21 protein-coding genes are annotated in these 20234 nt (G+C 69.6%); 8 read left to right on the top strand and 13 right to left on the bottom strand.

Features of this window, described 5'->3' with window-relative positions; all coding sequences use genetic code 11:
• Window positions 1-215 precede the first annotated feature (215 nt).
• The 5 genes from ACWFRU_RS34680 to ACWFRU_RS34660 are packed head-to-tail and all read right to left on the bottom strand — an operon-like array spanning window position 216 to window position 4874.
• Window positions 216-878, bottom strand: coding sequence for a class I SAM-dependent methyltransferase (locus ACWFRU_RS34680; RefSeq protein WP_453692070.1), 663 nt, complete (start codon window positions 876-878; stop codon window positions 216-218).
• Between the two features lie 13 nt (window positions 879-891).
• Window positions 892-2004, bottom strand: a complete 1113-nt coding sequence (locus ACWFRU_RS34675; protein ID WP_453692069.1) for a nitroreductase/quinone reductase family protein — start codon at window positions 2002-2004, stop codon at window positions 892-894.
• Window positions 2004-2831 (bottom strand): SDR family oxidoreductase, encoded by an 828-nt coding sequence (locus ACWFRU_RS34670; protein WP_453692068.1) that lies wholly within the window; start codon window positions 2829-2831, stop codon window positions 2004-2006. The genes ACWFRU_RS34675 and ACWFRU_RS34670 overlap by 1 nt, the downstream gene beginning before the upstream one ends.
• Entirely contained in the window at window positions 2828-3874 is a 1047-nt protein-coding gene (locus tag ACWFRU_RS34665) for a type III polyketide synthase (RefSeq protein ID WP_453692067.1), read from the bottom strand. Before ACWFRU_RS34665 ends, ACWFRU_RS34670 begins: the two co-directional genes overlap by 4 nt.
• Window positions 3875-3905: 31 nt before the next feature.
• A complete protein-coding gene (locus tag ACWFRU_RS34660; protein WP_453692066.1) occupies window positions 3906-4874 on the bottom strand; it encodes a UbiA family prenyltransferase in 969 nt (322 codons plus the stop codon).
• Between the two features lie 108 nt (window positions 4875-4982).
• Here ACWFRU_RS34660 and ACWFRU_RS34655 point away from each other — a divergent pair, with 108 nt between their 5' ends.
• From ACWFRU_RS34655 to ACWFRU_RS34645, 3 genes are read left to right on the top strand one after another with little or no spacing between them, the layout of a single operon-like run.
• The gene (locus tag ACWFRU_RS34655) at window positions 4983-6197 is read left to right on the top strand and encodes a cytochrome P450 (RefSeq protein WP_453692065.1); all 1215 of its coding nucleotides are present in this window, start codon (window positions 4983-4985) and stop codon (window positions 6195-6197) included.
• A 31-nt stretch (window positions 6198-6228) separates the two neighbouring features.
• A complete protein-coding gene (locus ACWFRU_RS34650; protein ID WP_453692064.1) occupies window positions 6229-7224 on the top strand; it encodes a polyprenyl synthetase family protein in 996 nt (331 codons plus the stop codon).
• Window positions 7225-7244: 20 nt separating this feature from the next.
• Window positions 7245-7721, top strand: a complete 477-nt coding sequence (locus tag ACWFRU_RS34645) for a type II toxin-antitoxin system RatA family toxin (RefSeq protein WP_453692063.1) — start codon at window positions 7245-7247, stop codon at window positions 7719-7721.
• Window positions 7722-7777: 56 nt separating this feature from the next.
• Here the strand turns inward: ACWFRU_RS34645 and ACWFRU_RS34640 are convergent, their stop codons facing one another.
• Window positions 7778-8497 carry a methyltransferase domain-containing protein gene (locus tag ACWFRU_RS34640; protein WP_453692062.1) on the bottom strand — a complete coding sequence of 240 codons (720 nt, stop codon included), beginning with the start codon at window positions 8495-8497 and terminating at the stop codon, window positions 7778-7780.
• Complete coding sequence (locus ACWFRU_RS34635; protein ID WP_453692061.1) at window positions 8494-10458, bottom strand: prenyltransferase/squalene oxidase repeat-containing protein; 1965 nt, start codon at window positions 10456-10458, stop codon at window positions 8494-8496. The genes ACWFRU_RS34640 and ACWFRU_RS34635 overlap by 4 nt, the downstream gene beginning before the upstream one ends.
• Before the next feature lie 415 nt (window positions 10459-10873).
• Here ACWFRU_RS34635 and ACWFRU_RS34630 point away from each other — a divergent pair, with 415 nt between their 5' ends.
• Entirely contained in the window at window positions 10874-11941 is a 1068-nt protein-coding gene (locus ACWFRU_RS34630) for a Rieske 2Fe-2S domain-containing protein (RefSeq protein WP_453692060.1), read from the top strand.
• Window positions 11942-11985: 44 nt separating this feature from the next.
• Entirely contained in the window at window positions 11986-12339 is a 354-nt protein-coding gene (locus tag ACWFRU_RS34625) for a winged helix-turn-helix transcriptional regulator (RefSeq protein ID WP_453692059.1), read from the top strand.
• 135 nt (window positions 12340-12474) lie between these two features.
• Here the strand turns inward: ACWFRU_RS34625 and ACWFRU_RS34620 are convergent, their stop codons facing one another.
• Window positions 12475-13038 (bottom strand): phosphatase PAP2 family protein, encoded by a 564-nt coding sequence (locus ACWFRU_RS34620; protein ID WP_453692058.1) that lies wholly within the window; start codon window positions 13036-13038, stop codon window positions 12475-12477.
• Window positions 13039-13200: 162 nt separating this feature from the next.
• Here ACWFRU_RS34620 and ACWFRU_RS34615 point away from each other — a divergent pair, with 162 nt between their 5' ends.
• Window positions 13201-13722, top strand: a complete 522-nt coding sequence (locus ACWFRU_RS34615) for a hypothetical protein (protein WP_453692057.1) — start codon at window positions 13201-13203, stop codon at window positions 13720-13722.
• Window positions 13723-13781: 59 nt separating this feature from the next.
• Here the strand turns inward: ACWFRU_RS34615 and ACWFRU_RS34610 are convergent, their stop codons facing one another.
• Window positions 13782-14108 (bottom strand): pyrophosphohydrolase domain-containing protein, encoded by a 327-nt coding sequence (locus tag ACWFRU_RS34610; protein WP_453692056.1) that lies wholly within the window; start codon window positions 14106-14108, stop codon window positions 13782-13784.
• 442 nt (window positions 14109-14550) lie between these two features.
• On the opposite strand from ACWFRU_RS34610, the gene ACWFRU_RS34605 reads away from it, so the two are divergent.
• Window positions 14551-15291: a class I SAM-dependent methyltransferase gene (locus ACWFRU_RS34605; protein ID WP_453692055.1), complete on the top strand. Its 741-nt coding sequence runs from the start codon at window positions 14551-14553 to the stop codon at window positions 15289-15291.
• A 245-nt stretch (window positions 15292-15536) separates the two neighbouring features.
• Here the strand turns inward: ACWFRU_RS34605 and ACWFRU_RS34600 are convergent, their stop codons facing one another.
• The 4 genes from ACWFRU_RS34600 to ACWFRU_RS34585 all read right to left on the bottom strand — a co-directional run bounded on the left by ACWFRU_RS34600 (window position 15537) and on the right by ACWFRU_RS34585 (window position 18848).
• Window positions 15537-16049 carry a hypothetical protein gene (locus tag ACWFRU_RS34600; RefSeq protein WP_453692054.1) on the bottom strand — a complete coding sequence of 171 codons (513 nt, stop codon included), beginning with the start codon at window positions 16047-16049 and terminating at the stop codon, window positions 15537-15539.
• A 30-nt stretch (window positions 16050-16079) separates the two neighbouring features.
• Window positions 16080-16856 carry a hypothetical protein gene (locus ACWFRU_RS34595; protein ID WP_453692053.1) on the bottom strand — a complete coding sequence of 259 codons (777 nt, stop codon included), beginning with the start codon at window positions 16854-16856 and terminating at the stop codon, window positions 16080-16082.
• A 66-nt stretch (window positions 16857-16922) separates the two neighbouring features.
• Window positions 16923-17993, bottom strand: a complete 1071-nt coding sequence (locus ACWFRU_RS34590; protein ID WP_453692052.1) for a hypothetical protein — start codon at window positions 17991-17993, stop codon at window positions 16923-16925.
• 477 nt (window positions 17994-18470) lie between these two features.
• Window positions 18471-18848 (bottom strand): MerR family transcriptional regulator, encoded by a 378-nt coding sequence (locus ACWFRU_RS34585; RefSeq protein WP_453692051.1) that lies wholly within the window; start codon window positions 18846-18848, stop codon window positions 18471-18473.
• Between the two features lie 75 nt (window positions 18849-18923).
• On the opposite strand from ACWFRU_RS34585, the gene ACWFRU_RS34580 reads away from it, so the two are divergent.
• Complete coding sequence (locus ACWFRU_RS34580) at window positions 18924-19652, top strand: SDR family oxidoreductase (RefSeq protein WP_453692050.1); 729 nt, start codon at window positions 18924-18926, stop codon at window positions 19650-19652.
• Window positions 19653-20234 lie beyond the last annotated feature (582 nt).

Here is a 20234-nt window from a genome sequence, read left to right as displayed (position 1 = left end):
CGCTACGGGCTGTTCATGCCCTGAACGATGACGGTTCCTTCAGCCGCGACATGCCAAGGCTCGGCCGTCGTCCTAAGCGGTCGCCACGGAAATCGACTTCGACCGCTCGGCCGTCATCCTGTGCGAGCACGACGCCGACGCCATCCAACGCGCCCTGGCCGGTGCCGTGCTGGGGCAAGCACTGGGCCCAACCCCTCGCGGCCGGCCGCGAAGTCCTACTTGCGCGCGTGGAACAGGGCCACCGAACCCACCACCGTCACCTCGTGGCAGGCGAACGTCCGGGCCAGGCATGCCTGGAGGTCGTCCAGAGCGTCCTGGCGGTTGCACATGAACCCCCGCCAGTTGGCTGCCGCGAGCTGGAGGCGCGCCAGGGGGGTGTGGTGCACGCCCCGGGCGAGGATGGTCGATCCGAACAGCACGCCGCCAGGCCTCAGCACCGCGCGGGCCTGCTCGAAGATGACGGCCTTATCCGGCAGGGAGCCGGGCAGGCAGTGCAGCAGGTAGCACATGCCGACGGAGTCCACCGAGTCCGACGCCAGCCCCCACGGTTGAAGGACGTCGGCCTGGTGGAGGCGCGGTGCGTGGCGGCGCAGGCGGTGGGCCGCGGTGGCCAGTGAGTGCGGGTTGAGGTCCATCAGGGTCAGGTCCGGTGCGGGCGAAGGATACCGGCACTGGTCGAGCAGCAGGCCGGTGGCGACGCCGATGTCGAGGTGGTGGGCCGAGACGTGCCGGTCGTACAGCTCCACGATCCGTCGCTTGGGGCAGCGCCAGGTGAGCGGTGAGTTGATGCCGTAGACGAGAAAGTCGTACGCCCGCAGGAACCCGCGCGTGTACAGCGCCTGTCCCCGGTGGGCGGGGCTTCCGCGGTCCACGGTCATGTCACCCGGCCGCTCAGGCCGGGCGGGAGGTCAGACGCACCACGGGAATCTGCCGGCTCGTCCTGCGTTGGTAGGCGGCATAACCCTTGAAGTCCGCCGCGACACGCTCCCACCATTCGCCCCTCTCCGCGCCGGTCAGGACGGTCGCCCGCACGGGCCATGAGCGGTCGCCGATGCGGACGACCGCGTCCGGGTTGGTCACGAGGTTGCGGAACCATGCCGGGTGCTGGGCCGAGCCCCGGTAGGAGGCGACGACGATCACGTCGTCGCCGTCGCGGTAGGTGAACAAGGGGACCGAGTAAGGCTGCCCGTCCTGCCGCTTGACGGTGGTGAGGATGCCCACCTGTTGCCCCAGCATGCGGGTGCCCAGGCGGCCGCGTGACTTCTCGTACAGCACGGTGTGGGTGATGTTGTTCGCGCGTTGGACGAGCCTGCTCCAGCGGGAGACCCGTCGTCCCGTCGTTGTCGTCGTCATCTGTGCCGGTTCCTTTCCCGGTTCGCGGTCGTCACGCAGGCGCTCCCACAGCAGGGTCGGTACGACCCAGGCGGCATGGGCGAGCGCGAGGCGCTCGACGCTCGCTCCGTTCGCGCGCAGCCATGACAGGCTGCCGCCCGTGCACAGGGCGGCGGTGGTCACCGCGGAATTGCCGGTGGCCACATGGGCGGCGCCGTAGAGCACGCTCGTCAGGACCGCCGCGCGGACCGCCCCATGCCGGCGCGTGAGTCTGTCTTGCAGCAGTCCGCGCCAGAACAGCTCTTCTCCCGGTGCGATGGCCAGTACCAGACAGGCACACATGCGGGCCGGACCGGCCGTGGCCGCCACCCGGTCGAGCGCCTTCGCGTCCGCGTCGAGCCGGGGCAGGACCCGCCGCGCTCGTACGTCCGTGACGGCGCCCACGGCGAAGAGGCCAAGGCCGACGGGCAGCGCGGCGGCGACGTCACGACGCGACAGAGCACACCCGCGCAGCGAGCGGTCGGACAGCAGGGCGGCCAGGCCGAGGGAACCGTGAGCGAGGGTGAGCGTGCGCCAGTGCGCGTGTTCGGGCCCGCGGAAGGCCGCTGCCAGGCCGGCCGCGGCGAGGGGAACTCCCGTAGCCGCCACGAGCGTTGGCGCACCGATGCCCATCACGCTCCTCCGGTGCGCCGCAGGGAGGGGAACTTCGTGTGCACGCACCGCACCCAGAGCGCATCGGGCAGCAGCCTGCGCAGGGGCAGCAATACGTGGGCGTCGGTGCCCACCCGATAGCGTGCGCGGGGGCGCCGGGCCGTCACGGCGCGCAGCACGGCCGCGGCGACGCGGTGGGGCGGCACACCGCGGGGCAGGCGCACGGCCATCTGCCGCTCCATCTCCTCGACCACGTCGCCGTAGGGCCCGGCGGTGTATCGGCTCATGCCCGGCACATTTTCGCCCCACCGCGTGCGCACGGCGCCCGGCTGGACCAGCGAGACGCCGATCCCGAACCGGGCGACTTCCAGTCTGAGCACCTCGGACGCCGCTTCCAGCGCGTACTTGCTGCCGTGGTACGCCGCGCCCACCGGCAGCACCAGTTCGCCCGCCATGGAACTGACGTTGACGATGCGGCCGTTGCCGCGTGCGCGCATGCCGGGCAGGACGAGCTGGATGAGGCCGACCGGGCCGAAGACGTTGGTCTGGAACTGGAGGTCCCAGCGGTCCAGCGGCACCTCTTCGCACGGGCCCAGCTCTCCGTAGCCGGCGTTGTTGACGAGCGCGTCGACCCCTCCGTAGGCGGCGATCAGTTCTTTCACCACCTGGCGGCGCGCGCTGTCGTCCGTCACGTCCAGCCGCCGGACGACGCATCCCGCGTCGGCGAGCGGTTCCAGCGCCTCGACGTCGCGTGAGGTCGCGATCGTGGTGAATCCGCGGTGAACGGCCGCCAGTGCGACGGAGCGGCCGATGCCGGAAGAGCAACCAGTGATGAGGATGACCGTCATTGAAAGACACCCAGGGAGTAGTCGGCGCTGATACCAGGGCCGAAGCCGGCGATGAGTCCGCGTGCTCCGGTGGTGCCGGCGACGTCACTCGCGTACAGGCGCGCCAGCGCATCGAAGATGAGGGTGCTCGCGGTGTTTCCGTGCTCGGCCAGGGCGGCACGGCTGAAGCGGTGATGAACCGGATCGATGTCCAGGTAGGTCGTCAGGTCGTCGAGGATGCGCGGACCGCCGGCGTGCGCGACGACGAAGTCCAGATCCTGGTGGCTCCACTCGGCCTCCGTCAGCAGGTGTTGGATGCCCGGTGTCACCGCGCGCATGCTCGTGCGTACCCGGCTGTCGAGCCGGAAGTGGAATCCCGTTTCCTTGATCTCGTATGAGATCCAGTCGGCGGTGTTGGCTATGGTCTCGGCGGCCGAGCGCTCGATCCTGAGGCCGGAGGCTCCGGTGCCCTTCATGACGGCTGCGGCGAATCCGTCGCCGAAGAGGCCGGCGGTGAGCAGGGAGCCGACGTCGGTTTCGGTGGGCTGGTAGCAGAGCGAGCACAGCTCGAAGGAGACCACCAGGGCGTTGCGGTCCGGGTGGGCCCGGCAGTACTGCGTGGAGATGCTGATCGCACTGCTGCCGGCGGCGCAGCCGAGCTGGGCGACGGGCAGTTGGCTCAGGCGGGTCGGAAATCCCAGTTCGTTGATCATCCATACGATCGGTGACGGCATGCTGAAGCCCGTGCAGGACACGAACACCACGGCGTCGATCTCGTCCTTCGACAACCGGGCGTTGTCCAGGGCGGTGGCGACGAGTGTGGGCAGGTAGGTGCGGACGGCGTCCCAGTACAGCTCGGTGCGGGCGGCGACTCCCGGATGGCGCAGGGTTTCTTCGAGCGGCCGGAGAATGCGCCGCGTCTGGACACCGGTGTTCTCGATGAGCCGCAGGGCGACATCGAGGCGAGGATGGTCCGCATGGACGCGGCGGGCGCTTTCCAGGGTGTCCTTGAGGGTGATCTCGTAGTCGGGGAACAGCACCGCCGGACGGCACAGAACAGACATCCAATTACCGCCTCAATGCGGGGAGGGCCGGTCAGAGCCAGGTGGCCAGGACGAAAAGGGCGAAGAAGGCGGCGAGCAGGCGTGGCATGTGAAACCAGGTCGGCATGGTGGCGTCGAATCTCGAACGCGCCACTGCTACGGCGAGATACGCGGCATAAGGGAGGCTGAGCACAGGCGCCGCACAGCGAAGGGAGCCGAATTCCAGCGCCATGACGACCACGCACAGGTAAGGCGCCGCCAGCAGGCTCACGTACAGGATCTTGGCTGTGCGGCGGGAGAGCACGTGGGCGACCGTCCTTTTGCCCGCCCGCAGATCGTCGGTGAGATCGCCGAGATTGTTGTGCAGCATGGTCGCGGCGAACAGGAATCCGCCCGCCAGCGCGCCCAGCACGACGGGCCAGGTGAGGGTGTGGGCGTTGACCCACACCACGCTGCCCACGACGAGACAGCCGGCGAGCACGAAGTCGACGACCTCGCCCAGGGCCCGGTATCCGAGGGGCGCGGGCCCGCCGGAGTAGAGCAGTGTCACGAAGAGCAGGGGAACGATCACGAGCGATACGGGGCTCGTCGTGTACAGCAGGTAGATGAATCCGCAGGTGGCGACCGCGAAACAGGACAGGCCCGCGACGCGGACCTGCTGCATGGGCAGTCCCAGGGCGAGCGCGCTGCCCGGCCGGGCGTTGTCCGCTCGGTCGACCCCGCGCCGGTGGTCGTCGTAGTCGTTGATCAGCCGTCGGCCGATGCTCTCCGGGACGAACAGGGCCAGCGTGAGCAGGGCGCGGGGCGTGGAGAGGGGCCCGACGTACCGTGCCAGGGCGAGCGCGTACGCAGCCTGCAAGAGGATGACCACGGTCATCTGCAGGCCGAGCGCGGAGGTCCAGGCGCGGATCCGGCCGACACCGGCCGGGGCCGCCGCGAGGGCCGTCGTATCCGCGACTCCCGGCTCTCCGCCTCCCGTTTGCGCCGCTTTCGCACTCGCGACTCCCCTATACCCATCCACGGTCAGAATTAGAATGGGGTCGCGCTCGGCTGTCCAGAGACGTCGTTGTCCGGTGGGGACATTCTTGTCCTTATCTCGGCAACAAGTGCTCTGCTAGCGTCGAATTTCATGAGCTCTGACGCACGGGGCGAGCACCCGGATGAACTTCCGTATCCTTTCGGTGACACTCACGGGCTCGAAATGCACGCGCTGTACCGGCAGGTGCAGGACGACCGGCCGCTGTGTCCCGTGCGCATGCCGTACGGCGATCCGGCCGTCCTCGCGACCCGTTACGAGGACGTGAAGACCGTGCTCGGCGATCCCCGCTTCCACCGGGCGGTGCCGGCCGGGCGCGATCAGCCGCGGGTCACTCCCGAAGTGATCCCCATGGGCCTCATGGAAATGGACCCGCCCGACCACACACGCATCCGGCGGCTGATCGCGGGGGCGTTCACCGCCCGCCGCGCCGAGCAACAGCGGCCCGCCGCGCAGGCGTTGGCCCACACCCTCCTCGACACCATGCTCGCCGCCGGCTCGCCCGCCGACCTGGTCGAGAGCTTCTGCGTGCCGCTGCCCATCGGGGTGATCTGCGACCTGCTGGGCGTGCCGTTCGAGGACCGCGCCACGTTCCACCAGTGGATCCTGGCGATGAACGAGCTGCTGTCCGGCAACGGCGACCAGATACGCATGGAGAACATCGGCCATCTGACCACGTACATGGCCGATCTGGTCGCCCAGCGGCGCGCTCGGCCCACCGACGACCTGATCGGCGAACTGGCGCGGGCCCAGGACGCGGACGAGCGGCTGTCCGAGGAGGAACTGGTCTTCTTGTGCATGCTGCTGCTGGTGGCCGGCTACGAGACCACGTCCAACCAGATCGGCAACTTCGTTCATCTGCTGCTCACCCACCCCGATCAACTCGCCCTCCTGCGCGAGCGCCCCGAGCTGCTGCCCCAAGCCGTGGAGGAGCTGCTGCGGTTCACCCCGCTGAGCGTCTCCGCGGCGTTTCCGCGCTATGCCGCCGAGCCCGTGAAACTCGGGGACGAGATCGTGGCCGAGAGTCAGCCGGTGCTGACCTCCACGTCCGAGGCCAACCGGGACCCCCGGGTCTTCGACGATCCCGACCGGCTCGACATCACCCGTCCGATCACCGGCCATCTCGGCTTCGGCTGGGGCGCCCACCACTGCGTGGGTGCCTCGCTCGCCCGCATGGAGCTCCAGGTGGCACTCGGGTGCCTCCTGGAGCGGCTGCCCGGCCTGCGGCTCGCGGTCGACGCCGGGGACGTGACGTGGAAACGCAATCTGTTGTTCCGCGGTCCCCGGGAGCTTCCCATCGCGTGGTGAACGGACGGAGAATCCAGTGCATTCGACGCGTATGTCGTCCACGACGGAGCGGATCGTCTTCGCCCGTCTCGACCGTGACCTGAAACTCGTCCGGCAGTCCATGGCGCACGTCGCCGCGGTCGGCGTTCGTGAGGCGGAGGCTTCCTTCACCCACTATCTGAAGCGTCCGGGGCGGCTGTTCCGCCCGGTCCTGACGCTGGTCTCGTCCTACATCTTCGATGAGGCCGCGGAGCGGACCCCCTCGGTGGTCGCCGCCGCCACCGGCATGGAGCTGCTGCATCTGGCCACCCTGTGCCACGACGATCTCTGCGACCGGGCCGCGACCCGCCGGGGCTACCCCACGGTCAACGCCGCGTTCGGGGACGAGGCCGCCTTGTTGTCCGGTGACTATCTCCTGGCCTGCGCGACGTCCGCGTTCTCGTCGCTCGGCCGGCATGAGATGCAGGTGGCCGGCAACACGCTCAAGGACATCTGCCTCGGGCAGATGCTGGAGATGGCCGACGTGAACAACCTCGACCGCTCCGAAGAGGCGTACCTCTCGGTGATCTCGGGCAAGACGGCCGCGCTGATGGCCGCGTGCTCGCACGTCGGCGCCGCGGCGGCCGGGGCCGACGAGCCCGACCAGGAGATCATGGCCGCCTTCGGGCACAGCCTCGGCATGGCCTTCCAGATCTGGGACGACGTCCTCGACATATGGGCGCCGCCCGGAGCGACCGGAAAGGCGCGGGGCCAGGACATCGAGAACGGCGTCTACACCCTGCCGGTGATCCACGCGCTGCGTGAGGAGCGCACCGAGCTGGCCGCCCTGCTCGGCCAACGCCCGCTCGATCCACGGCAGTACGAGGAGTTGCTGCGGCTGCTTGACCGGTGTGACGCGCGGCAGCGGGCGATGGACTCGGCACGCCGGCACATCGAGCACGCCCTGACCGGCGTACGGCAGCTGCGCTCGCCGGTGGACGCCGTCGCCCCGCTCATCGACGTCGCCAGGCGGCTGATGCCCGAGATCGACCATCTGCTTCCGGAGTAGCCGGGGAGAGCGGGGAGAGTGTGCAGAACTCCGAGTTCGAGGCCGCGACCTATCGGGTGACGATCGACGCGCCGCCCGGCCATGTCCTGGCGACGCTGCGCGATGTCGCCGCCTATCCGGACTGGCAACCGGAGATCAGTTTGGTCGAGGTCCTGCGTCTCGACGGTCTGGGGCAGCCGGCGGAAGCCCGGTTGACGGTCACTTCCATGGGGATGAGCATGGCGCTCACCCTGGCCCTGGAGCACGGGGCACGAGAGATGCGGTGGTCCTTGGTCGAGGGCGACTTCGTGACGCGCAACGACGCGCGGTACACGGTCGCCGAAACAGCGGACGGCCGCACCGACTTGACGCTGCGTCAGGACCTGGCGATGAAGTGGCATCTGCCCGCCGTGGTGGCCAAACCCATGATCGCACGCAGGATCGGTGCGACCATGGACGCGCTCAAGCGCAGGGCCGAGCAGACGGCGGCAGGCGCGGCGGGCCGGCAAGACTCGTGACGTGATCAGGTCCGGCGGTTTTCACACACCGGTTTCTCGCAGGTCACCGGCGGCCTTCACACCGGGTGGCCGGTGGTCTTCGCCCCGGCCACTCCGTACAGCATCCGCGTCGACGTGACCCGTCGCATACGGACGTCGCCGTGGCGTCGGCCTGCCGCCCAGGACAGAAACTCGCGCGCGTCGGGGGCCAGGCCGAACGCCTCCACCGGCACGCCGCCCGCGGCGCAGGCGCGCACCAGTGTCCCGGGGTCGACGAAGAGGCGGTGGTCGTGGGTGCCCTTGGGGGCCGCCCAGGTGACGGGCAGGTGCTCGCCCAGGGTGATCACCGCGGTCCGCGCCAGCCACGTGTCGGCGATGGTGTCGATGATCAGCGTGCCGCCCGGCTTGAGCAGGCGACAGCACTCGGCCACCACGTCAAGTGGCCGCTCGACGTGCTCCAGACAGTGGCCGGCGACGACGACGTCCGCGTGACCATCGGCCAGGGGAATGTCCGCGATGTCGCTGATGATGACGTCGTCGACCCCGTGCCGCAGGGCCACCTCGGCGCTCAGGGGCGACAGGTCGACTCCGATGTGCCGGTATCCCTTGTCGGCGATGTACGGATGCAGCAGGCCGCCACCGCAGGCGATGTCGAGCAGGACCGCTCCGGGCCCGGCCGGGGGCGGGACGTGCTCGGCACGGGCACGGGCGATCCACCGCAGGCTGGAGAACGGTCCGCGGGGCTGCCACCACAGGGACGCCCAGGTGTCGTACTCGGCCGTCTCGACCGCGGTCATGCCTGGGCCCTTCGCTCGGCGTGCAGGGCCAGGGCCCACAGGGCGTAGGCGTTGGTGAGGGCGCCGTCGATCGCGTACACGTTGTCGGGAATGATGATCATCCACTCCTGGGTGTCGGTCCAACCCCCGTCGTCTTGCTGGTGCTTGACGAGGTGGTCGACGGCCGCGTCGATGCGTGCGGTGTCCACGACGCCGGTCGTGTAGGCGGCGATGACACACCAGGCCGTCTGGACGACCGTGCTCTGGCCCGTCGCACGGCGGGTTGTGTCGAACGTGGAAGGGACGTCTTCTCCCCAGCCGCCGTCGTCGTTCTGGTGCTGGTAGATCCATTCCATCGCCGATGCCACGGCGAGATGGCCGGAGCCAAGGCCCGCTTCCTTGAGGGCGAACAGGACCTGGGCGGTGCCGTAGAGCCGGCCACCCCAGCGGCCGCACCATGACCCGTCGGGGTCCTGCTGCTTCAGCAGCCACCGCAGCGCCTGGCGCACCTTGGGATGCCAGCCGTAGCCCTCCAGACAGAGCATCTCCACGATGTGCGCGGTCACGCATGGCGAGGGCGGCTCGATGAACCCCATTCCGGTGAGGACCCGCTTGCCGAGGAGGGACCAGCGATAGACGCCGTACCCGGACCAGCCGCCGCCGTTCGACTGCCATTCCAGGATCCACCGGATGCCCTCGGCGACGGCGGTGTCCATCTCCGGGTCGCGGTGCGCGCGTACCTGATTAAGGGCCGCGATGACCATGGCGGTGTCGTCCACGTCCGGGTTGATGGTCGGGATGCCCTCGTAGTCCCAGACCAGCGCGGGCGGATGGGCGGCGTTGCGGGTGGAGTCGCTGCGGTGCTCCATCAGCCAGCCGATCGCGCGGTCGACCACCGGATCGGACCCGGCCCGGCCGCCCGCCGCGGCCAGGGCGCGCAGGGTGATCGCGGTGTCCATGACGGGGCACGGGAAGATGCGCACCCGCCGTGTCCACGCCCCCTGGATCTCACTGTGGGCCCGCGCGCCGGCGTCGTCCTGGATCTCGCTGTGGGCCTCTCCACCGGCGGCGCCCTGGACCTCGTTGCGGATGCAGTAGCGGTCGCAGGCTTCCAGGCCACTGCGGACGACCGGGTGCCGGGTGCCGTATCCCAGCGCCCACAGGGCGAGCACGCACACCAGGGTCTCCGTCCAGCTGCCGCCCCAGCTCCCGTCGGGCTCCTGCCGGCCGAGCAGCCAGCGCTCCGCCTTGTGCAGGGCCCTGCGGCGCAGCGGCTGCGGGGACGTACGGCTGACGGCGTGCGCCACCCGCAAGGCCGCCCCTCCGGCCGCCTTCTTCGACAGAGAGAGCGCGGAGCGCCGGGGGGCCGCACCCGCGCGGCGCAACGGCTTGGTGTCGATGGGGAGTTCACGTACGGGACGGACGACTCCCAAGATGCCCACCGCGACGACGAGTTCGCGGGCCAGCGGCTCGAAGTCCTCGACGGTGCCGGGGAACCAGGAGGGCAGCAGGATCAGTTCGGGTGGCAGCGGAGGAATCTCGTCCCAGCTCACCACTCCGGCGAGGGCCAGCCAAAAGCGGGTGGGAACCAGCTCGGCCGCCTCGATGCCGCCGTGGGTCCGCACGAACCGGGCGGCTCGGTCCAGCCGTTCCCGGTCCTCCTCGTACCCGGCGAGCTGGAGCGCCACATGGGTAAGGACGGTGCTGGACACGTCGGAAGGACCCCCCGCGTAGAGGGAAAACCCCCCGTCGTCGTTCTGCTGGGAAATGATCCAAGCCCGTTCCTCGGCGATATGCGTGGCGTCGGCCCGGTCCAGGACGTGCTGCACGAGAATGTCGGCGGATTCCCAGGACGTCCCGCCGGTGGCGAAGTCGCCGGCCCAGCACCCCGCCTTCTCCTGCTGCTCACCTAATGCGGCCCGCCCCGCCGTGAGTGCGGGGAGAGCGAAAGGCCCGGTCAGGGAATTCTCAGCGAAGACCATTCGCGCACCGTAGCGGGCGTCGACCGGTGAGTCCATTGGGGAGAATGTCTTTTCCGCGCCTTCGTGGATGTGTTCCGTGAAATCAGGGGAAACTGGTGGCCGTGGGGCTCGGGCGGCACCCGAACCCTGGCTGATTCACCACGTCAGCGGGTGTGCGGGCGGGGCAGAGGCGGACAGTTGAGGTTAATGGCCATTGCCACAGGGGCCCTTGATGACGCTTTCCTGCCGCCCTCGCGGCGCGGCCGATTCCTGCCACTTCGCAACCATCGGAAGAACAGGCCTGATTGACCCCTAAAGCTTTACCGTGATAGGGCTTTTGTAATGCGTGTCGGCACACATGTGCCTCTTTATCATTCCGGTTATCCAGAGCGACGAACGGATATGATCCCTCATGCTCGGCTGGAAAAAGACAGATGTGACTCTGGCCTCCCCCGTATCGGCGAACAGGCCGCGACTGCCGTATCCCCATGGCTGGTTCGCGGTGGCCTTCAGCGGCGACGTGCCGCCCGGGCGGGTGGTGCGGCGCCGGTTCAAGGGCGCAGACCTGGTCGTGTACCGCACCCGGCAGGGCAGACTGCGTGTCATAGAGCCCTACTGTCCGCACCTGGGCGCGCATCTGGGGTTCGGCGGGAAGGTGGACGGCGAGGAACTGGTCTGCCCCTTCCACCACTTCGCCTACGCACCCGACGGCACGTGCGTACGGACCGGCTACGGGTCCCGCCCGCCCAAGGCCCGCCTGAGCCACTGGACCGTCCGGGAAGTGAACGGCCTCGTCATGGTGTGGAGCCATCCCGAGCACGCCGCTCCCTCCTGGGAGATCCCGGCGGCCGGGACCGATGAGTTTCCCCCGCCTGCCCGGCACACGACGATCGTCATCGACCACCCTCAGGAAGTCGTCGAAAACGCGATCGACATCGGGCACTTCGGCCCGGTGCACGGCACGTCAGGAGCGCGCATCACCGAGCCGCTCGGCATCGACGGGCCGCGGCTGACCATCGGCACCGCCGTGCACCGGGAGATCCCACTGCTCGGCCGCTCCGACGTCGTGTTCGACGTCGAGGCCCACGGTCTGGGCTACCTGTGCGTCCGCGCGCACCTGCCGCAGATGAACCTGTCGGCGCTCGTCCAGATCATGCCCACCCCCCTGGACCCCTGCCGCATCGAGACGCGCTTCACCGTCAGCGCCCGCATCGGCTCGTTCGGCGGCCGGCTGAGCGCGTACTCGTCCTGGCTGGCCACCCAGCTGTTCGCGAAGCCGTCGTGGCGGGGCATCGACCAGGACACACCGATCTGGCGGAACAAGACCTACCTCAAAAATCCGACGCCGGCCCAGGGCGACGGCCCGATCATGAGGTTCCGCGGCTGGGCGGAGCAGTTCTACACGGCTGATCCCGCCCGTCCGGATGACACCGAAAGGGGCGATGGCCCCGTGCCGCCTTCGTGGCCTGTGCCTGTCGACAAAGGATCGTCCACGCCCGCCTGAAGGCACGGTCCACTCATCGGCACACGGACGGAGGACTTGACGCGATGGCCATGCCGCCGCCCGAACACCGCGACGAGCGCCAGAAGTTCCAGGACGCCTACGAGGCCGCACGGATTCTCTCGGGGAAATGGATATTCGCCGTGCTGCTCCAGCTCGCGGCGAGGGGCCCCAGCTGCCACAACGACCTGGCCCGCGCGACGGGACTGCTCGAGAACAAGCCGCTGGACCGGGCGCTGCGCCAGTTGGTGAACACGCAGCTGGTCGACCGGACGGTGCATGACGTCGGGGGCTCAGTACCGCGCGTGCGCTACCGGCTGACACCCAGGGGCTACTCGGTACTGCCGATCATCGACGACCTGGCGGTCTGGTGGCAGGCGTCGGAGGCGGGCGAACAGTGACCGGGCCGTCCCTGCACGGGACCGGTCCCCGGTCGCCCGGGCCGGCTTCCTCCCCGACGGGCTCGGCGGCGGCAGGTACATGCCGCGGGCATGGCAGCGAGTCGCGCCCAAGAGCACTCCCGTGCAGGCGGGACCTCACCTTCTGCTGTTCCAGCTGCTCGGTCCGGGCAGGAGAGCCGGGGCATGACGGGTGAGGCGAGCGGCGGCCAGACCGATGGCAGCGCCCGCAGCGACATCGCTAGGGAAGTGGGCGCCCGACGGGACCCGTTCGAGAGCCACCATGGCGGTCGGCACCGCGCACAGCGCACCCGCGGCCGGCCAAGTAGGAGCGACGGCGGCGGTGAAGGCGACCGCGGCCGCGGTGTGCCCGGAGGGGAACGAAGACGAGTCGGGGCGGTCCTCGACCTCGTCGTGCGGGATCCAGTCCACCGGCGGCCTGGGGCGGTCGGCCAGTTGCTTGCCCAGGCCGTTCGACGCCAGTTGCGCCACAGCCAGGGCCCCCAGCCCTGCCGCCGCCGCCTTGCGGCCCCGCCATCCACCCCACCAGACCATGGCGGCAGCGACCGCGCACCACAACTTCGTATTCTCTGCGGCCTCCTCCACCGCCGAGAGCACCTTGGCCGTCGTCGGTGGGATACGCGAGGCCGCCCGCTGTGTCAGAACCCGGTCAGTCTTGTGCCAGCTCGTCAGCAACTTCATGAACTGCGGTTATCCCCAAGCAATGCTTGTTAAGCAGCCGGACGGGCATGATCAGTGCCAACGTGGCCACCCGCCGGGGGCAGGATCCCGGGAATAGGCGGGAGGAGCGGGGGGAACCGAGTCATTCACCAGACGGTCGGCATGCGGGGAGTTGATGAGGCTGTGAACAACAGCGGCGGCGTGGACCGGACTCAGCAGTGGCTGGCCATCTATCTCAATGACCATCTGTCCGGGGCCACGGCCGGAGTAGAGCTCGCCAAGCGGATGGCCCGCGTCCACCAGGGCTCCGAGCACGGGCCCGGGTTCGGCGGCCTGGCCACCGAGATCGAGCTGGACCGGCAGTCACTCTTGCGCGTCATGGAGCTGCTCGGCGTTCCGGTCCGCCGCTACAAGTCCTACGGAGGCTGGGCGGCCGAGAAGGCGGGGCGCCTCAAGCTCAACGGCCGGGTGTGGCGGCGAGCCGCGCTCAGTACCGTCATCGAGCTGGAGGGCCTGTTGCTCCTCGTGGAGGGGAAGGTCCTGCTCTGGCAGACGCTCGGCACCGTCGCCGCCGACGAGACGCGCCTGGACCCCCAGCGGCTCGAGGAACTGCACGGGCGCGCCGTCCAGCAGCGCGAAACCCTGCGCGCACTGCACACCGTGGTCACTCAACGCCTCACGTCGCCTCAGGAGGCGCCCCACTGAGCGAGCGGCACCGCCGCGCACGGGTCCGGGGCGCGTGTACCGGCTTCGCGCCGCGGCGGTCAGCGATTGCCGGTCCAGACGATGCGCTCCGCGAAGCCGCCGCGCTCAAGCGCCTTGGTCTCGCGGATTCTCTCCAGCTGATCCGTGTCAATCCCCAGATCCGCGGCGAGCGAGTGCACGACCTCCAGAATGTCCGCGAGCTCTTCCGCCACCTTCTCCTCGTCGGCCTCCAGAACCTCGGCGGCCTCCTCGCAGAGCTTGTCCCGGAGCCGGTCCCGGTACTCCTGCGGGCCCGCGATGTAGGTGACCGGCTCCGCCCCGTCCTCGCGGATGATCTGCGGAATCCGGTCCCGCACCAACTTCCCGACCTTGCCGTAACGGTCCACCGGTTGTTCTCCCGCGCCTATGACCGCGAAGCCGCCCTGGTGGCCGCCCCCTCATGCCGAGGCAGCCTAGGCATGACACCTCACCACTCGCCAGGCGCAAGGCCGCTCCCACCCGTTCGGGGCCAGGAACACCTAGGGTCACCACCTCCCGCGCGTTCGGCTGCCCGCCCCTCGACGCCGAACCCAACGGGAAACAGGATCGCCCTCGTGAATCACGCCCGTGACCTGTACAAAGAGATGTGAACCAGCTTCTGGGCGAGGACACCACGGAAGAGAGCGAAGCCCTCGGCTGGTGCGTCGAAGGTGGCTTCGGGCTCAGTGTCCTCAAGGCCCCAGGGCTCGTCCGGCGGCGCAGGGGCCGAGCCAGGGCCGGGACGAAGCGAGGACTGGGCAGTGCCGTAATCGAGTTGACGCCCTCGGCAGGCAGTGCTGGAGTCCGCACGTGGACAGCATCCCCGCCAACCGGCGGCTCTGGAACCAGATCAGCAGCACCTACCAGCACAAGCACGATCCGCGAATCGGCGCCACACCCCGGCTGTGGGGCATGTACTCCATCCCTGACGCGCACCTGCAGGCCCTGGGCGACGTGACCGGCAAGCGCGTCCTGGAACTCGGCTGCGGCGCCGGCCAGTGGTCCAGGGCGCTGGCCGCCGAGGGCGCCACCGTGGTCGGGCTCGACCTGTCCGAAGCCCAACTCGCCGCAGCAGCAGGGGCGATGGGAACGGCCCGTTACTCGCTCGTGCAAGGCGCGGCCGAACAACTCCCCTTCGCCGACGAGAGTTTCGACCTGGTGTTCTGCGACTTCGGTGGGCTCAGCTGGGCGCCCCCGCACCTGGCCGTCCCGCAGGCCGCACGCGTCCTGGGCCCAAGCGGGCGCCTGGTGTTTAACGTCGCCAGCCCATGGTTCGAAGCCTGCTACGACGAAGCCGCCAGCCGCGTGACCACGACGCTGCAGCAGGACTACTTCGGGCTGCACACCATCGCCGAAGGCGACGGCGCGATGAGCTATCAGCTCACCTACGGCGACTGGGTCAAGGTCCTGCGCGGCGCGGGTCTCATCATCGACGACCTCATCGAGCCGCGGCCCGAACGCGCAACATCCAACGGCTACAACGAAACCGACCCACCCGACTGGGCACACCGCTGGCCCGCGGAACTGCTCTGGGTCACCCATAAACCGTAAAAGTCCGCCGCGCCGCGACATGAAGGCATCCCCTCGCCGGACACGCCTGGCGCCTGCCCGGCTGATTTCGGGCGGAGCCCGAGCCGGATCGAGGCGAGGGTGAGGGTGAGGGTGATGGTCCCGATTCGAAGTGCTGAGGCCCGCCGCCTGACGGCGACGGGCCTCACAAACATTCGTTGGCCACCGGTGTCTCGCCGGGCTGGCTCCTTCTTCGTTTGCCGCACGCGCGGCGGCTCGCTTCGCGCCTACCCGATGGCGGGCAGGAGACCCGCTCCGGGCCAGAGTGCACGCCCGGCTTGGGTCGCGCGCAGGTTCTGCGCGAGTGTCGCCAGGACGGCTGCGCGCTGATCGGGCCCGTGAGTTTCGCGCTGCCCGGTGTCCGGGTTGAAGTTGATCACGCGGGCGTGCGGGGCGCTGCACATCAAGGCCCTCTCGAGGGCGGGCAGTCCCAGGCCGAGGGAGTCGCACGAGCCGAACCGGGCCAGGGCGAGGACGTCATCCACCACGTTCTCCCAGTGGGCGGTCTGCTCCCATCCGGCACCGCCGTCGAGTTCGTGGGTGAGGGTCGACAGCGGCACGATCTCCCCTTGCGTACGCCGGCCTTGGTGGAGGTAGTGGTGCATGCGGGCGCCGTCGGGCTGGCGTACATGAGGGTGCAGCAGCGTGTCGGCCGCGACGATGGTGGTGTTGACCTCGATCAGGCCGTGCGGCGGGTAGTACGGCTCGTGGGCGAACAGGAAGTAGATCTCTTCAGGCACGGCGTCTCCTTCGGCGGGGTGTCACTGGGGTCAGTGCGGGTGGGACGGCCTACGGGCCGTGGTTTCGGCGGTGGGCGCGGGCCCGTGGCCCGGCGAGGTGTGGGCGGTGGCCGATTCGCTCGGCGCGGCGAGGGCGCGCCGGGCGCGGTCGGCGTCGTCGGCCTGGCGCGCGAGGTGGTCCAGCAGGCTCTCCAGGGCGAGCCACCTGCAGGTGGTGTCGGGGCTGCGGTCGGGAGCCGTGATGATCGTGGCGATCGACCACAGCACGCGGTGGCCGAGCTGAGCCGCATACGCGAGCTCGGGGCAGGGTTGGGAGGCGGCGGCGCGGGTGATGCCGGCGAGCTGAGCGATGAGCCGCTGCAGGTACTCCAGCCCAGGTCCGACGTCGATGACGCACACGTAAGCGCGGGCGCGGACATCAAGGCGGCCGGGCAGGCGGTCGACCAGCAGCGGCAGCAGGATCGCCAGCGGTAAGCCGACGGCGACGGGAAGGCCCGCATCGATCGCCCAGCTCATGCCGAGCAGGGCGCCCACCGCAGTCACCAGGGTTGCGCCGGTGACCGAGCCACCGTGGTCGAGGAAGAGGCGTAAGGGCGGGCGGCGGGTGAGCCAGCGCTGCGCACACCGTGCGCGCAGCGAGCGGCCGGGCGTGACGATGCCGATCTGCACCAGACGCTGCGGTGCCCCGTCGGGGGCGGTCGGGCTCCAGCACAGCCAGCCCCACGCCGTGCGTTCACTGGCAGGCAGCCGCCTGCGGCCGGGCGGGAGGTGGGTGCTCGATGCGGGGTGGGGCGGCGGGAGAGTCATCGGTGCCTCGATCCGGTGGACGACGGCGGGAATCTGGGAGGTGTAGGGGACAGGGCCTCTCGGAGATCAGGTGCCGCAGACGCTGCACAGGCCGTCGCCTGCGGGGTCGGCGCGGCGGGGAGTGGGCCCGGTGCAGGCGGTGCAGGTGGGCCAATCGAGGCAGGTCGGACAGAGGTCCTGGCCCGGGGCGCGGCTGGGACTGCCGCAGCCGGCGCATTCGACCAGCGCCCGGTGAAAGATCGCCTCGGCTACGGTGCGGCCTGCTGCGGCCGACGGCGCCGACTTGGTGGGCGGGGCTGCACTGCCTGGCACGGGAGTGGCCTGTGCCGTGCGCAGCCGAGCGGCGATGATCGCGCCGACCGTGTGGTGCAGCGGCCGGGGCAACGGCCGGTCGGCGATGACGTGGCGCACCTGCTCCGGCGTCCAGCCCGCCTGCAAAAGGTCCTGGACGACGTCACCCTGATCGGTGAGTGCCTGACCGGTGAGCAGCAGATCGGGATGCTGGGCGCCGAGCGACAGGAGTAGTTGCTCGCCGGCGGTGGGCGCCGGGCCGGTGGCCGTGGCGGAAGCGTGTGTCCGTCTCTGGTCCGCTCGGCCTCGCTGCTGGTGCAATGCGCCGGTTTCGCGGGCGGGTGCGTCAGGGACGGACGGATGGACGGAGTTGGTCTGCTGCTTCTTGGTGTTTTTGCTCTGGGTGTTCTTAGGTGTGCGGTTTTCCAGCGCTGGATAACCCTGCGCCGGAAAACCTGATTCTGGTTGCGACCTGCCGCTTTGCGCGATGGCGGTCGTGCTGGGGGCGTTGTCGCCCAGGAGGTCGTACAGATGGGCCGGGGCGTCGGTGATGGCGTAGATGACCTCGCTGAAGGTGCCGTCCTCGCGGCGCTCACGCTCCCGTGTGAGGTAGCCGTACGCCTCCAGTTCTCCAAGCCCTGAGGCCACCGCGCTGCGGCCGTCGGGACCGCAGCGCGCGAGCGCGGCCATGGTGATCCGCCACCCGTCGCGGTGCGTCGAGATCAGCCCGAAGATCCCCTTGGCCTTGAACGAGATCCGCTTGTCTCTGAACAGCGCGTTGGCGATCTGCGTGAAGCGATCGCCGGCCATCTCGCCGCGCCGGATCCCGGCGCCGTAGCCGGTCACCGAGGTGCTCCGGCCGGCGTGGCCTGTGCCCGTTCGCGGCGATGACCGCCGGGCGTGGCCAACACGGTGGCTGGCACAGGCCTGTTGAGCAGCAAGGGGTGTGCGTGGTCCATGCGCTGAGAGAACCCGGCGGGCCCGACCGGTGTGTCGACCACTGCGCCCTGACCACCATCACGAAGGGGTCACAACACGCTCTTCGCACGGTGGGAGACCTGGCCACCGGAGCGATGCGCCCGCCACCCGATGGTCCTTGATCGAACCGGTCTTCTCTCCATGGCGGGTGAAACGGACCCGGCCCTGGCACAGCCGTCCGGGTGCACGATCTGCGAGAGATCGTTGACGCAATCCTCCACGTCAACCGCACCGGCATTGGGGGTCGAAGCGGTACTGCCGGTAGCGGACATGTGTCAAAGACTCCTCATCGCCTAGCCAAGACAGCAAGGTGAGACCGCGGATGAGGCGTCTGGTCGACCGCGCCTACGGGTGCGTGTCCGTGACCGCGATGACCTCGTCGAGCTGGGCCAGGGCGGCCTGCAGGTCGTCGATCTTGGACTGGATGCGCTCGCGCTCGGCTCGCAGCATGGCGCGTTGCTCGGCGTCGGTATGCCCGGAGTCCCAGCACGGCAGGAGTTCGGCGATCCTTCGGCTGGTGAGGCCCGCGGCGTACATCGCCTGGAAGAAGCGGACCAAGGCGATGGCGTCCTGCCGGTACAGGCGCTGGCCGGACGGGCTGCGTTCCGCGATGAGTAGCCCTTGCTGCTCGTAGTAGCGCACGGCGCGCACGGAGACGTCGGCACCTCGTGCCACCTCGCCGATGCGGATCAGCCGCTCGGCTGCGGCCTCTGTGACGGTCATGGTGATTCCTCTCACCCCGGCCTCGACGGTCAGCACTTGCCTCTGACGCTAGCGTCAGGTTTTAGCGTACCGGCCATGGACATCAACAACTCAGTCGCCCTTGTCACCGGAGCCAACCGTGGTCTGGGCCACGCCTTTGCCCAGCGCCTGCTCGAACGGGGCGCCCGCAAGGTCTACGCGACAGCCCGCCGACCGCAGACCGTGGACCTGCCCGGGGTCGAGGTGCTGCCCCTCGACATCACCGATCCCGCATCCGTGAGGGCCGCCGCCGAGGCCGCCCCGGACGTCTCGCTCCTCATCAACAACGCGGGAATCAATACAGGAACCGACCTGGTGACCGGTTCGCTGGACGCGGTGCGGCACGAGATGGAAACCAACATGTTCGGCCACCTGGGAATGATCCGGGAGTTCGCGCCGACGCTCGCCAGGAACGGCGGGGGCGCGATCGTCAACGTCCTGTCCGCCATGTCATGGTTCGGAGGCAAGGGCGCCAATGCCTACCACCTGACCAAGGCCGCCGCCTGGGCCATGACCAACGGCGTGCGCCTGGAGCTCGCCGAGCAGGGCACGCTCGTCACGGCGGTACACCTCGGCTTGGCCGACACCGACATGGCGGCGGGCTGGCCCGTGGACAAGATCGCTCCGTCGGACCTGGCCGACGCGGCGCTCGACGGTGTCGAGGCGCGCTCGGCCGAGGTTCTCGCCGATCAGTGGAGCCGGGACATCAAGTCACGGCTGCCGCTGACGCCAGAAGAGTTCAACGCCGCAATGGACCGCGCGCTGGCGGCGCTGGTGGCAGCCTGAGGGGCCCCTCGGGCCGCGGACCTCGACCGGCTGTATCTCCATCAGCCTTGCCCGCGTGCCCCGTCACCAGCACACAGCCGGCGACGAGTAGCACGCAGCCGCCCTATCGCCCCCGTCGGGGATCGAGACCAAGCAGAGCGTCGAGCCGCAGACACTCACAGCTGGTGGGTGCAGGCATGCCGCAGATGGGCTCCACCGTGTCGGGACGATCCGCGGTTCGTCTCGCATCCTCCACGGTGCGAGACGGACATGCTCGGCGTCCAAAGCAGGTCGGCGGCGTGCGCAGCCGCAGCGGGGCTGCGCAACCGCGTGCGCAGTGCGCAGCGCCTCGACGACGTGACAAGTCCATGCTCTGTCGAGGGCTACCGTCGTCTGCCGCTTGGCACGATGGTGTGGCTGCGCAATCGCCGTACACGGGTGCCTGGCTGTCCTGCCAGGGCTGGTGGTAGATACCGACCACCGTCACCGGCGGCGCCCCGACCACCGTACTCCCGGCCCTGACCACTGCAGGCCACAGCCCTGCACAGAGGTGATCACCACCTCCTGGGCGTTCTTGCGGCATGTGGACGGTGAACGACGCAT

The organism is Streptomyces sp. NPDC055099, assembly GCF_053607685.1.
This window is presented reverse-complemented; position numbering and strand designations above follow the sequence as displayed.